The sequence below is a fragment of the Arthrobacter sp. 35W genome (assembly GCF_000482545.1).
GTDB lineage: Bacteria > Actinomycetota > Actinomycetes > Actinomycetales > Micrococcaceae > Specibacter.
Genome location: NZ_KI519454.1, coordinates 594,681 through 607,963 on the forward strand (window position 1 = coordinate 594,681; position 13,283 = coordinate 607,963).

At 67.4% G+C, this 13,283-nt stretch carries 11 protein-coding genes; 10 read left to right on the forward strand and 1 reads right to left on the reverse strand.

All coding sequences use genetic code 11. From position 1 onward, the window contains the following. Positions 1 to 88: 88 nt before the first annotated feature. Together infB and rbfA are read left to right on the forward strand one after the other, a co-directional pair. Positions 89 to 2,968, forward strand: coding sequence for a translation initiation factor IF-2 (gene infB, locus K254_RS0102495; protein ID WP_026554054.1), 2,880 nt, complete (start codon positions 89 to 91; stop codon positions 2,966 to 2,968). 239 nt (positions 2,969 to 3,207) lie between these two features. Further along, positions 3,208 to 3,648, forward strand: a complete 441-nt coding sequence (gene rbfA / locus K254_RS21360) for a 30S ribosome-binding factor RbfA (RefSeq protein WP_035748911.1) — start codon at positions 3,208 to 3,210, stop codon at positions 3,646 to 3,648. A gap of 147 nt (positions 3,649 to 3,795) precedes the next feature. Here the strand turns inward: rbfA and K254_RS0102505 are convergent, their stop codons facing one another. Next, on the reverse strand, positions 3,796 to 4,920 hold the full coding sequence (locus tag K254_RS0102505; protein WP_026554055.1) for a ScyD/ScyE family protein: 1,125 nt from the start codon (positions 4,918 to 4,920) through the stop codon (positions 3,796 to 3,798). 197 nt (positions 4,921 to 5,117) lie between these two features. Here K254_RS0102505 and K254_RS0102510 point away from each other — a divergent pair, with 197 nt between their 5' ends. From K254_RS0102510 to K254_RS0102545, 8 genes are all read left to right on the forward strand, one after another. Further along, on the forward strand, positions 5,118 to 6,719 hold the full coding sequence (locus tag K254_RS0102510) for an arylsulfotransferase family protein (RefSeq protein ID WP_051388708.1): 1,602 nt from the start codon (positions 5,118 to 5,120) through the stop codon (positions 6,717 to 6,719). A gap of 63 nt (positions 6,720 to 6,782) precedes the next feature. Next, complete coding sequence (gene truB / locus K254_RS0102515; RefSeq protein WP_026554057.1) at positions 6,783 to 7,688, forward strand: tRNA pseudouridine(55) synthase TruB; 906 nt, start codon at positions 6,783 to 6,785, stop codon at positions 7,686 to 7,688. Positions 7,689 to 7,697: 9 nt separating this feature from the next. Continuing rightward, positions 7,698 to 8,099: a hypothetical protein gene (locus K254_RS21365; protein ID WP_035749445.1), complete on the forward strand. Its 402-nt coding sequence runs from the start codon at positions 7,698 to 7,700 to the stop codon at positions 8,097 to 8,099. Then, complete coding sequence (locus K254_RS21370) at positions 8,096 to 8,551, forward strand: hypothetical protein (RefSeq protein ID WP_035748915.1); 456 nt, start codon at positions 8,096 to 8,098, stop codon at positions 8,549 to 8,551. Before K254_RS21365 ends, K254_RS21370 begins: the two co-directional genes overlap by 4 nt. A gap of 10 nt (positions 8,552 to 8,561) precedes the next feature. Beyond that, on the forward strand, positions 8,562 to 9,203 hold the full coding sequence (locus K254_RS0102530) for a GNAT family N-acetyltransferase (RefSeq protein ID WP_026554058.1): 642 nt from the start codon (positions 8,562 to 8,564) through the stop codon (positions 9,201 to 9,203). Positions 9,204 to 9,313: 110 nt separating this feature from the next. Further along, complete coding sequence (locus tag K254_RS0102535; RefSeq protein WP_026554059.1) at positions 9,314 to 10,255, forward strand: bifunctional riboflavin kinase/FAD synthetase; 942 nt, start codon at positions 9,314 to 9,316, stop codon at positions 10,253 to 10,255. Positions 10,256 to 10,467: 212 nt separating this feature from the next. Further along, positions 10,468 to 10,737: a 30S ribosomal protein S15 gene (gene rpsO, locus K254_RS0102540; RefSeq protein WP_026554060.1), complete on the forward strand. Its 270-nt coding sequence runs from the start codon at positions 10,468 to 10,470 to the stop codon at positions 10,735 to 10,737. A 305-nt stretch (positions 10,738 to 11,042) separates the two neighbouring features. Further along, positions 11,043 to 13,283 carry a polyribonucleotide nucleotidyltransferase gene (locus K254_RS0102545; protein WP_026554061.1) on the forward strand — a complete coding sequence of 747 codons (2,241 nt, stop codon included), beginning with the start codon at positions 11,043 to 11,045 and terminating at the stop codon, positions 13,281 to 13,283.

The following is a 13,283-nucleotide window of genomic DNA, read 5'->3' on the forward strand; positions in this document are numbered from 1 at the left end:
GCTCTGACGCAGCGCGTTCCGACGTGGAACGTTGCCGTAGGAATTAAACGGTTCGTACCTGTCCGGTGCGGGCCGAGACAGGAGAAATGTGGCCAAGGCCCGCGTACACGAGCTCGCTAAAGAGCTCGGCATCACCTCAAAAGAAGCAGTCACCAAGCTGCAGGAACTGGGCGAATTCGTTCGCTCCGCATCTTCCACCATTGAGGCCCCCGTCGTGAAGAAGCTTCGCGACGCGTTCCCGGCTGCCGCCAATGCGGCACCGGCACCCAAGGCAGCCGTTCCGGCAGCCCCCGCCCCGGCAGCACCGGCACCCGCAGCACCGGCTCCGGCCGCTCCGGCTGCACCCGCCCCCGCTGCCCCGGCAGCACCGGCACCCGCCGCAGAATTCAAGCCGGCCGCCCCCGCGGCACCGGCAGCTCCGGCACCGGCAGCAGCGGCTCCGGCCCCCGCCGCCCCTGCTCCGGCAGCATCCTCCGCAGCCAAGCCGGGCGCACGTCCGGCCCCGGCAGCTCCGGCCCCGGCCAAGCCGGCCACGTCCGCCCGTCCGGGTGGTCCGCGTCCGGGCAACAACCCCTTCGCCACCTCCCAGGGAATGCCCCGCTCCGGCGGACGTCCCGAGCGCGGCGAAGGCGATCGCCAGGGACGTGGCGGCGCAGCCGGCCCGCGTCCGGGCAACAACCCGTTTGCAACCTCCCAGGGCATGCCGCGTCCGGGCGCTCCGCGCACCGGTGACGCTGGTGCCGGTGGACCCCGTCCCGCAGCGGGCGCTGGCGGACCTCGTCCGGCAGCCGGTGCTGGTGGACCCCGTCCCGCCGCTCCGCGTCCGGGTGGGCCCCGTCCCACTCCGGGCATGATGCCCAACCGCACCGAGCGTCCGGCAGCGCCGGGCCGCGGGAACGACCGCCCCGGCGGTCCGGGCCGCGGCCGTCCCGGTGCACCCGGTGGCGCGCCCGGTGGAGCACCCGGCGCCGGTGGCGGCACCGGCGCACCCGCCGGTGGTGGCTTTGGCAAGGGCGGCCGCGGCCGCGGTGGCACCCAGGGCGCCTTCGGCAAGGGCGGCGCAGGCCGTGGCAAGCAGCGCAAGTCCAAGCGGGCGAAGCGGCAGGAACTGGAGCAGATGAGTGCTCCGTCGCTGGGTGGCGTGAGCGTACCCCGCGGCAACGGCGATACTGTCGTCCGCCTGCGCCGTGGATCTTCCATCACGGACTTCGCCGACAAGATCGAGGCAAACCCCGCAGCACTGGTGACCGTGCTCTTCCACCTGGGCGAAATGGCTACGGCCACGCAGTCCCTGGACGAAGACACGTTTGCGCTGCTGGGCACCGAGCTTGGCTACAAGGTCCTGGTCGTCTCGCCGGAGGACGAGGAGCGCGAGCTCCTGAGCGCCTTCGACATCGACTTCGACGCCGAGCTTGAGGCCGAAGGCGACGAGGACCTCGAGGTCCGCCCGCCGGTTGTCACAGTCATGGGCCACGTGGACCACGGTAAGACCCGCCTGCTCGATGCCATCCGCAACTCGGATGTTGTCGCTGGCGAGCACGGTGGCATCACCCAGCACATCGGTGCCTACCAGATCAGCCACGAGCACGAGGGCATCGACCGCCGCATCACCTTCATTGACACCCCGGGCCACGAGGCGTTCACCGCCATGCGTGCACGTGGTGCCAAGGTCACCGACATTGCCGTGCTGGTTGTCGCAGCGGACGACGGCGTTATGCCGCAGACCGTTGAGGCGCTCAACCACGCACAGGCTGCCGGTGTGCCGATTGTGGTCGCCGTGAACAAGATCGACAAGGAAGGCGCCAACCCGGACAAGATCCGCGGCCAGCTGACCGAGTACGGACTGGTTCCGGAAGAGTATGGTGGCGACACCATGTTCGTTGACGTTTCCGCCCGCCAGAAGCTGAACATTGACGAGCTGCTCGAGGCAGTGCTGCTGACCGCAGACGCCGCCCTGGACATGCGCGCCAACCCGAACAAGGACGCCCGAGGCATCGCGATCGAAGCCAACCTGGACAAGGGCCGCGGTTCCGTGGCCACCGTTCTCGTGCAGTCCGGTACCTTGCACGTCGGTGACACGATCGTTGCGGGCACCGCCCACGGCCGCGTTCGTGCCATGTTCGACGAAGACGGCAGCGTCATCACCGAGGCCGGACCTTCCCGTCCGGTGCAGGTACTGGGTCTGTCCAACGTTCCCCGTGCAGGTGACACGTTCTTCGTCACCGGCGACGAGCGTACGGCCCGCCAGATCGCTGAAAAGCGTGAGGCTGCCGACCGCAACGCCGCCCTGGCCAAGCGCCGCAAGCGCATCTCCCTGGAAGACTTCGACCAGGCAGTTGCCGCGGGCAAGGTTGACACCCTCAACCTCATCCTCAAGGGTGACGTGTCCGGTGCTGTTGAAGCGCTGGAAGACTCGTTGCTCAAGATCGATGTTGGCGAAGGCGTGCAGCTGCGCGTCATCCACCGCGGTGTGGGTGCCATCACGCAGAACGACGTCAACCTGGCCACGGTCGACAACGCCATCATCATCGGCTTCAACGTCAAGCCGGCGGAGCGCGTTGCTGAACTGGCCGACCGCGAGGGCGTCGACATGCGCTTCTACTCGGTCATCTACGGCGCGATCGATGACATTGAGCTGGCTCTGAAGGGCATGCTCAAGCCGGAGTACGAGGAAGTCCAGCTGGGCACCGCGGAAATCCGCGAGGTCTTCCGTTCTTCCAAGTTCGGCAACATCGCCGGCTCGATCGTCCGCTCGGGCATCATCCGCCGCAACACCAAGGCACGCGTCCTGCGTGCCGGCAAGGTCATCGGCGACAACCTGACGGTTGACTCGCTGAAGCGCTTCAAGGATGACGCCACTGAAGTCCGCACGGACTTCGAGTGTGGTATCGGTCTGGGTTCGTTCAACGACCTGCAGGCAGAAGACATCATCGAGACGTGGGAGATGCGCGAGAAGCCGCGCGTCTAACCAAGCTCAACCGAGTGGGGCCCCCGTCTGCTACGCCGATGGGGGCCCCGCCCGCTTTGCGCCACACACGACTTCGTCGGTGTGTCGCTGCAGACGCCCGATGCCACTCCCGGGCCCCCATCGGCTTCGCAGCCGGTGGCGACGTAGACTCGCCTTGAGCGCGTGGCACGACAACGGATTCTCGACCGCTTTGGCTGCGGCCGGCGTCAAGGATCCCTTTTATTCTTTAGGAGTTATTCATGGCTGATTCAGCCCGGGCTGCGAAATTGGCGCAGCGTATCAAGGTGGTTGTGGCCGAGGGGCTGCGCAAGCGGGTCAAGGATCCGCGTGTTGAGGGCGTTACGGTGACAGATGCGCGCGTGACGAACGATCTGCAGCACGCCACTGTCTACTACACCGTGTTCGGCGACGAGACGGCCCAGTCGGATGCCAAGGTGGCGCTGGAGAAGGCCCGCGGCGTGCTGCGCCAGGAGGTCGGCAAGAACATCACCGTCCGCCTGACTCCGACCCTGGAGTTTGTGGCGGATGAGATCCCCGTCAACGCCAGCCACCTGGAGAAGCTGCTGAAGGCGGCCAAGGCCAAGGATGCCAAGGTTGCGGCCATCCGCGAAGGCGCCGAGTTTGCCGGCGACGCGGACCCGTACAAGAAGGACGACGCCGAGGGCGACGACGAGGCGTAAGCCTCACGATTCGTTGGCCTCACGACGCGTAGGCCGCACGACGCGTAGGCCGCAAGGGCGGAGTGCCGATCCAGTGGATCGGCACTCCGCCCTTTTGCATGCCAGCGGGCCTGGCGTGGGCACTGCCCCATAGGCCGGGGCTGCGTGTCAGCGGCTCTTCGGCAGCTCCACCGACACCACATTTCCGGCCGGCGGAGCATCGGCGGCCGGGAGCACATTGGTGGTCGCGTACAGGGTGCCGTCCCTGATGGCCAGTGCGGCCGGCAGCGGAACGGAGAGGAACTCCTCAGCCTCGTGGCCGCCCCACGAAACAACCGAGATCCGGTCGGCGAAGAGCTCTGCGATGTAGAGGTCGCCGCTGGAACTGAACGCTATCGACGTCGGACCCAGCAGATCGGCAACGACCCGGTTCACCTCACCAGACCAGGGGTCGACGGTGAAGACCCGGCCGCGGGCACCCAGCTGTGGTCCCTCCGGTCCGCCCGGCAGTGAGCTTACATAGAGCAGGCCGTCGGGGCCAAAGGCAACATCGGTGGGCACCGGTTCAAAGTAGTACCAGCGTCCCACCACGCAGTCCGGCAGGCCCATCATTGTGGCGGCCTCCGCCGTGACCTGGTAGCGCTGCGGCGGCAGCACAGCTACGGTGCGTACGTCCCCGCTGCGCGGGTTTACGGCCAGGATGGAGTTGCCTCCGGCATCAGCCACGAAGATCTCACCGCGCCCCGGGAGGGTGGCATACACATGGGAGTCAACGGTGCCCTTGTACAGTCCGGGGATTTCCGGCGGCACCTGGGCCAGGCAGGCGTCGTCGAGCCCGCGGAAGCCGTACCAGACGTCGCCGTCGGGGTTCTCATCGGATTCCCAGCGCGCCAGATCCGTAATGGTCCGCAGCCGGCCATTCTCGGACAGCGCCATCAGCTTGGCGGTGCTGGCCCCGGATGTGGGGCTGACCCCGGCGTTCTCCGAGAAGTACACCGTCCCGTCGTCGAAGGAAACGGCTCCCACTTCGGCGCCGGGAATCTTGCTTTGGAAGACGGTGCTGGTGCCACCGTGGCGGTCGACCTTCAGCAGCGAGCCGCCAAAGTTCTGCGAAACATAGAGGGACCCACCATTTCCGGCGGCCAGCGACAGCGGTGTCAGCAGGCCCGAGGCGAGGGTGGTTGGCTGTGGATCCGGCCCTTGCCGGTCCGTGGCAGTCGAGGGGGCGGCACCAAGACAGAGGGCCGCCACGAGCGCCAAGGCTGTGATGGCGCCTTGGAGTGGTCTACGCATTTTCTTCTCCGAGTGCGGGTGGAAAACTTTGAGACCAGTGTGGATTGCGTCCCCCGGAGCGCGGCTGACGAGTGATGTCAGGGTGTCTTTCCACATTATTCCCGCCGGCGCCACCCGTCCAGAGGATGCACAGCCAATGCACTGCCGGCTCCGGGTTGCTGCCGAGCCGCCGGTTCCTACCATGGACCATGGAAACTATGGAGAACGCGGTCGACGGCCCTCGGGATCCGGCCGCAGAGACGGCAAAACAACCCTGGATCAAGGGATCCGTCAGCAGGCGGGGGTTCCTGCTGGGCGCGGGCATGGTGGGTGCGGGCGCGATGGCGCTGGGAACGGCGGCTGGCCGGTGGATGGTCCCGGCGGCCCAAGCGCAGGCGGGAAAGACGGCACCGGCCTCGACGCCGGCGCCGGCCACAGCAGCGCCCACCGCCACGGCGTCGCCGACGGCCACCACCGCCATTCCGGACAGGACCTTCCTCAGCACCAAGCTGACCACCCCGCACACCACCAGCTGGACGGCGTCGGCCACCGCAGCAGGGCTGCTCTTTGTGGGACCGCAGGGGCATGGTTCCAGTGGGCTGATCATGGACAACGACGGACGGCCGGTGTGGATCGAGCCCACCGGAGCGGGCGTGACGGACCTGCGCGTGCAGACCTACCAAGACAGGCAGGTGCTCACGTACTGGACCGGCACGGGCATCGGCGGCCACGGCGAGGGCCTGGGGAGGATCCTGGACACCTCCTACCGCACGGTGGCCGAGGTCAACGCGGGCAACGGACTCAAGGCCGATCTCCATGAGTTCCGCCTGACGGATGCCGGCACGGCCTTGCTCATTTCCTACCCAACCATCCAGAGGGACCTGAGCCACGTGGGCGGCCCGGTGGACGGCTTCATGTTCAACTGCCACGTCCAGGAGGTCCGGGTGGACACCGGGGAGGTGCTGGTGGACTGGAGTGCGGTGGAGGACATCGGTCTGGAGGAGTCGTACATGGCGCCCGGCGACAGTGCTGCGGCTGACGGATCCAGCGCTGCCAAAGCGTTCGACCCGTACCACGTGAACTCCGTGGACGAGACCGGCGGGACGCTGCTGGTCTCGGCCCGGCACACGCACACCCTCTACCAGCTGGATAGGGCCACCGGGGCGCTCCAGTGGCGGCTGGGCGGCAAGCGCAGCGACTTTACCGTGGAGGACCGCGCCGCATTTGCCTGGCAGCACGATGCCCGCCGGCGCTCGGACACCGAGGTCAGCGTCTTTGACAACCACTACTCCGATGGCACCACCGGCACCTCGCGCGGGCTGTTCCTCACCATCGACGAGGCCGCGCGGACGGCAACGCTCAAGGCCGAGTACGCCAATGCCGGGCACCGCGGCAATGCCGAGGGAAACGTCCAGGTGCTGCCCAACGGGAACATCCTGGTGGGCTGGGGTGCGGATCCGGCCGCCACCGAATTCACCCCCGATGGAACGGCAATCTTCGAAACGGTGGGCCTGGGCAACGCCTCCTACCGGGTCTACCGCTTCCCCTGGCAGGCGGCGCCAACCACCGTTCCCGACGTCGGGGTCCTGCCCGGCAATGGCTCCTCGATGGCCGTGTTCGTCAGCTGGAACGGGGCCACGGACGTTGCCTCGTGGCGGATCTCCACCGGCGACAGCCCCTCCACCCTGGCGGCCCGGGCCACGGTGCCCCGGCGCGGCTTCGAAACCCAGTTTGCCGTGGCCAACGCCAGCCATGTGGCGGTGGAGGCCCTGGGCGCCGGCGGAACCGTCCTGGCCACGTCCGCCGTCATCGCCGTCTGAGCACGCGCCGCGGGTGGCTGTCCATGGAACGCGGGGCCCCGCGCCACCCATATACTGGAAAGCGTGCTTTCTGGACTGGTAGTAGTGGATAAACCGCAGGGATGGACCAGCCACGATGTGGTGGGCCGAATGCGGAGGCTTGCGGGCACCCGGAAAGTGGGCCATGCCGGGACCTTGGACCCGATGGCCACCGGCGTGCTGGTGGTCGGGATCAACAAGGCCACCCGCCTGTTGACCTTCATTGTGGGCACCTCGAAGACCTACGAGGCCACCATCCGCCTGGGCCAGAGCACCATCACCGACGACGCCGAGGGCGAGGCCACGGCCACTACCGCCGCCGCCGCCGTGACAGAGGACGCCGTCCGTGCCGGCATCGCCGCACTGACAGGCCCCATTTCCCAGGTTCCCAGCAGCGTCAGCGCCATCAAGGTCAACGGCGAGCGGGCCTATGCCCGCGTCCGTTCCGGCGAGGAAGTGAAGCTGGCCGCCCGGCCCGTCACCATCCACCGTTTTGAGCTGCACGCTCTGGACCACGTTGCGTACGACGGCGGCGAGTTTGTCGATCTGCGCGTCACCGTGGACTGCTCCTCCGGCACCTACATCCGTGCGCTGGCCCGCGACCTCGGCGCCGGCCTGGGCGTGGGCGGCCACCTGACGGCCCTGCGCCGCACCGCCGTCGGGCCCTACACGCTGGACCAGGCGAAGACTCTGGAGCAGCTGGCCGAGGAATTCTCCATGCTGGACATCGCCGACGCGGCCCGGGCCCTGATGCCCGTGCGCGAGCTCTCCGCCGAGGAAGCCGTGGAGATCTCCTTTGGCCGCCGCATCCCCAGCAGCGAGGCGCGCGAGCACACGCCGGATAACCCGGCCGCGGCCTTCGCGCCGGACGGCACCCTGGTGGCGCTGCTGGCCGACGCCGGCAAGCACGCCAAGCCCGTGCTCGTGTTCCCGCCGGACGCACAGGACTAGCGCGTGGTCATCGACGGCTGGTTCATCACCGCGCTCATCGTCTGTCTGCTCTCCACCGGAGCCTGCGTCGTCGCGGCGGTGCTGAAGAAGAAGCCCAACGACATCACCCTGCTGTCCATGGCGGCAATCGAGCTGTTCCTGCTGGTCTTTCTGGTGGCCTCCATCGTGCGCTCCGCCGGCGGCGAGCCGATCGCGGGGGAGCCGTGGGAGTTCTGGGGCTATCTGGCCACGGCCATGGCGATTCCGATCGCAGGCTTCTACTGGGCCATCCTGGAACGGACGTTTTGGAGCAATTACGTGCTGGCCGCCGTCGGCGCCACCGTTTTGGTGATGATGGCCCGGATGGCACAAATCTGGTACGGAACGGCAACTTTGCACGGCACGGCAAGCGCAGCATTAGGGGCGTCATGATGAACACAGCACACACTTCCACCGACGGACGCTCCTCGGGGCCGGGCCGCCTCCTCATTGCCGTGTACGCGGTGTTTGCGCTGGCCGCCTCCGCACGGGCCGGCTTCCAGATCGCGACCAATTTCAACGAAGCGCCGCTGGCGTATTCACTCTCCGCCTTTGCCGCAGTGGTCTACATCGTGGCCACCGTGGCACTGGCCCGCAAGGGTGCCTTCTGGTTCAAGGTCGCCATCGCCGCGATCTGCGTGGAACTGGTGGGTGTGCTGGTGGTCGGCAGCCTGAGCCTGTTTGATGCCGCCGCCTTCCCGCACGCCACCGTGTGGAGCCTGTACGGCCGCGGCTACGGCTTTGTGCCGCTGCTGCTGCCCATCCTGGGCCTGTGGTGGCTGTACCGCCACCGCACCGCGGCTGCCGCCGGACGGGCCGCTGCGGACGCGGCCAAGAGCGCCTAGGGCCTCGTCCATGGGCAGCGAGCGCGTTTCCGCCGCTGAGGCCGGGCTCTCGGGGGACATCCTCGCCACCGAGGTGGTGGTGCCAGTGCTCACCGACGGCGTCGTGAGCCTGCGTGCCCTGCGCCCGGAGGATGGACCCACACTGGTGTTCTACTGCCGGGACCCGGAATCGGTCCGCTGGACCACCATTCCGCGGGATTACACGGCGGCCGACGCCGAGGCGTTCATCTCGGACATGGTCCCCACCGGGTGGGCCAGCGGAAAGGTCCTGGCGTTCGCCGTCGCCTCGGCGTCGACCGACGAGCTGCTGGGCACCATCGATCTGCAGTGCAGCAAGCCGGGATCGGCGGAGGTCGGTATCAACGTCGGCCACCCGCACCGGGGGAGCGGGGTTGGTGCCCGCGCGGTGGATCTGCTGGTGGACTACGCCTTCAACCAGCAGAACCTGGCGTACCTGCATTGGCTGGCGCTCGTCCCCAATTGGGGCAGCCGCAAACTGGCCTGGAAGATTGGCTTCCGCCTGGAGGGAACGCTGCGCGGCTATGCGGACGATCGCGGCACCCCCACCGATGCCTGGATGTTCACGCTTTCGGCGCAGGATCCCCGTGGCCCCCAGGAACCGTGGCAGGGGCCGACGCCGGCCAGCGGGTAACCTTGGAGGTGGCCAGAGCCCCTCGCGGGGCCTGGCAGCATTTTCCCCGCACGGGGATGGACAGAGGACAGGCGGATGCCCGGCATCCGCCACTAGGGCGAGGTTGACGGTTGCAGATCTGGAACTCATTGGCCGAGGTGCCGGCAAACTACGGGCCCTCCGTGGTGACGCTGGGCAACTTCGACGGCGTCCACAAGGGGCACCAGGCGGTGCTGCGCCAGGTGGTCGAGGCGGCGCAGGCCCGCGGTGCCAAGTCCGTGGCCATCACCTTTGACCCGCACCCGGCACAGGTCCACCGCCCGGAGGCGGCGCCGCCCCAGATCATGTCCCTTGCGGACAAGCTGGAGACCATGGCCGCCACGGGCCTCGACGGCGTGCTCGTCATGGAGTACACCTTGGAGCTGGCCTCGCAGACGCCGGAGAAGTTCATCCGCTCCGCCTTTGTCGACCCGCTGCGCGCCTGCGCCGTGGTGATCGGCCACGACGTCCGCTTCGGCCTGAACAACTCAGGCGATCTGTCCACGATGGTGGAGCTGGGCACCCAGCTGGGCTTCGACGTCGTCGTCATCGACGAGGTGGGGCTGGACCGCCGCTGGTCCTCCACCTGGGTGCGCGAGGCCTTGATGCGCGGCGACGTCGAAACGGCCGCCGAGGTGCTGGGCCGCCCCCACCACATGCGCGGCGAGGTGGTGCACGGCGCCGCCCGCGGCCGCGACCTGGGATTCCCCACGGCCAATCTCTCCGGAGACGCCACGGGCATCATCCCCGAAGACGGCATCTACGCCGGCTGGCTGACCGACGCCGCCGGAACCCGGTGGCCCGCCGCCATCTCCGTGGGCTCCAACCCCACGTTCGACGGCGTCAGCCGCCAGGTGGAGGCGTTTGTCATCGACCGCCCGCAGGAGCCGGTGGAGGCCTTCAACCTCTATGGCCAGCAGGTGGTGGTCGAATTCGTCCGCCGGCTGCGCGGCATGGTGGCCTACACCGGGCCCGAGGCCCTGGTGGAACAGATGTGCCTGGACGTCGAGCAGAGCCGGCGCATCCTGGCCTGAGGCGCTGCCGCGAGGTCGACGACGGGGCCGCTGCAGGTGCCGCCGGCGCCGCGCTGGAGGGGCCCGCTTCGACAGGGGCACGACACGCAGAGTAAACTAGGCATGAGGATCCGGCTGCAGTCCGTGGTGGCTGGATCTAACTGTGTACAAATGTGGTTCGCCGCATCGGCACACAGCTTTTTATGAACGCGGCACAACTCAAGGAGTTACCTGTGGCATTGGACGCCGCTGTAAAGCAAGAAATCATGAAGGCCTACGCAACCGTTGAGGGCGACACCGGTTCGCCCGAGGTTCAGATCGCGATGCTGTCCCGCCGCATCCTGGATCTGACGGAGCACCTGAAGGCCCACAAGCACGACCACCACACCCGCCGCGGCCTGCTGCTGCTGGTTGGCCGTCGTCGTCGCCTGCTGGACTACCTGAAGAAGACCGACATCACGCGCTACCGTACGCTCATCGAGCGCCTCGGCCTGCGCCGCTAGTACGTCCGTAGGGCGGTCCCTCCCTTGTGGAGGGGCCGCCTTTCGCGGTGCTGCGCCCCCTGTGGCGAAATGCACCAAGTGCGGGAAACCGCACGACAATTGAACAGCGGAATCGTGCCCGCAGCGCGCATTCGCGGTCCTCGGTAGTGACTTCCGGGACTGGCCCCGAGCCAGGCCCGTGGGTCTCGATCGAAGACCGGGTGTTGTACAGGCTCCACGGCAGTATTCGGTGGATTACCTGGGTTGATGCGTTCCGATTCCCACCAGTTTTTGACACTTACTCACAGAAATGGAGGTGACTCTCTATGGAGGGTCCCGAGATTCAGTTCGCAGAGGCCGTTATTGACAACGGCCGTTTTGGCAAGCGCGTTATCCGCTTCGAGACGGGCCGCCTGGCCCAGCAGGCCGCCGGTGCCGCGATGGTTTACATCGACGAGGACACTGCACTGCTTTCCGCCACCACCGCCGGCAAGCAGCCGCGCGAGGGCTTCGACTTCTTCCCGCTGACGGTTGACGTTGAAGAGCGCATGTACGCCGCCGGCCGCATCCCGGGCAGCTTCTTCCGCCGCGAAGGCCGCCCGTCCACGGAGGCCATCCTGGCCTGCCGCCTGATGGACCGCCCGCTGCGCCCGGCATTCGTCAAGGGCCTGCGCAACGAGGTCCAGATCGTCGTCACCGTACTGGCGATCAACCCCGATGTCCTCTACGACGTGGTGGCCATCAACGCTTCCTCCATGTCCACCCAGCTCTCCGGTCTGCCGTTCTCCGGCCCGATCGGTGGCGTGCGCGTGGCCCTGGTGAACGACGGAAATGGCGCCCAGTGGGTTGCCTTCCCGAAGCACTCCGAGCTCGAGAACGCTGTCTTCAACATGGTTGTTGCCGGCCGCATCGCCGGCGACGACGTCGCCATCATGATGGTCGAGGCCGAGGCCACCGACAACTCCTGGAAGCTGATCAAGGAAGAGGGCCACGCTGCCCCGACCGAAGAGATCGTTGCCGAGGGCCTGGAGGCTGCAAAGCCGTTCATCAAGGCTCTGTGCGAGGCCCAGGCCGACCTGGCTGCACGCGCCGCCAAGCCGACCGTCGAGTTCCCGATCTTCCTGGACTACCAGGACGATGCCTACGAGGCCGTCAGCAACGCTGCCGCCGCCAAGCTGGCCGAGGTCTTCGCGATCGCCGACAAGCAGGAGCGCGACAACGCTTCGGACGCTCTGAAGGACGAGACCATCTCCGCGCTGGCCGCTTCCTTCGAGGGCCGCGAGAAGGAGCTGTCCGCAGCCTTCCGCTCCGTCACCAAGCACGTTGTGCGCCAGCGCATCCTCAAGGACCAGATCCGCATCGACGGCCGTGGCCTGACGGACATCCGCCAGCTCACCGCCGAGGTTGAGGTTCTGCCCCGCGTCCACGGCTCGGCCATCTTCGAGCGCGGCGAGACCCAGATCATGGGTGTCACCACGCTGAACATGCTCAAGATGGAGCAGCAGATCGACTCGCTGTCTCCCGTGACGCACAAGCGCTACATGCACAACTACAACTTCCCGCCGTACTCCACCGGTGAGACCGGCCGCGTGGGTTCCCCCAAGCGCCGCGAAATCGGCCACGGTGCACTCGCTGAGCGCGCCCTGGTTCCGGTTCTGCCGACGCGTGAGGAATTCCCCTACGCCATCCGCCAGGTGTCCGAGGCTCTGAGCTCCAACGGCTCCACCTCGATGGGTTCCGTCTGCGCCTCGACGCTGTCGCTGCTCAACGCCGGTGTGCCGCTGAAGGCACCGGTTGCCGGCATCGCCATGGGCCTGGTTTCCGACCAGGTTGACGGCCAGACCCGCTACGCGGCCCTGACCGACATCCTCGGCGCCGAAGATGCCTTCGGTGACATGGACTTCAAGGTTGCAGGTACCTCCGAGTTCGTTACGGCCATCCAGCTGGACACGAAGCTCGACGGCATCCCGGCCTCGGTTCTGGCCGCCGCCCTGAAGCAGGCCCGCGAAGCCCGCCTGCACATCCTCGGTGTTCTGAACGCCGCGATCGACGTACCCGACGAGCTCTCCGAGTTCGCCCCGCGCGTCATCGCCGTCAAGATCCCCGTAGACAAGATCGGCGAGGTCATCGGCCCGAAGGGCAAGATGATCAACCAGATCCAGGATGACACCGGAGCCGACATCTCGATCGAGGATGACGGAACCGTGTACATCGGTGCCACGAACGGCCCGTCCGCGGACGCCGCCCGTGCAGCGATCAACGCCATCGCCAACCCGCAGGTCCCCGAGATCGGTGAGCGCTACCTGGGTACGGTCGTCAAGACCACCACCTTCGGCGCCTTCATCTCGCTGACCCCGGGCAAGGACGGCCTGCTGCACATCTCCGAGCTGCGCAAGCTGGCCAACGGCAAGCGCGTGGACAATGTCGATGACATCGTCTCCGTCGGCCAGAAGATCCAGGTGGAAATCACCAAGATCGACGACCGCGGAAAGCTGTCCCTCTCCCCGGTTGTGGCCGAAGACGCCACCGCAGGTGAAGAAGAAGCTGCTGAAAGCGCTGCCGAGTAA

What these genes read in the sequence shown, in the direction of transcription:
- rbfA (WP_035748911.1), top strand. Translation starts at nt 3,208, where the DNA reads ATGGCTGATTCAGCCCGGGCTGCGAAATTGGCGCAGCGTATCAAGGTG.
- K254_RS0102505 (WP_026554055.1), bottom strand. Translation starts at nt 4,920, where the DNA reads ATGCGTAGACCACTCCAAGGCGCCATCACAGCCTTGGCGCTCGTGGCG.
- K254_RS0102510 (WP_051388708.1), top strand. Translation starts at nt 5,118, where the DNA reads ATGGAGAACGCGGTCGACGGCCCTCGGGATCCGGCCGCAGAGACGGCA.
- K254_RS21370 (WP_035748915.1), top strand. Translation starts at nt 8,096, where the DNA reads ATGATGAACACAGCACACACTTCCACCGACGGACGCTCCTCGGGGCCG.
- K254_RS0102530 (WP_026554058.1), top strand. Translation starts at nt 8,562, where the DNA reads ATGGGCAGCGAGCGCGTTTCCGCCGCTGAGGCCGGGCTCTCGGGGGAC.
- K254_RS0102545 (WP_026554061.1), top strand. Translation starts at nt 11,043, where the DNA reads ATGGAGGGTCCCGAGATTCAGTTCGCAGAGGCCGTTATTGACAACGGC.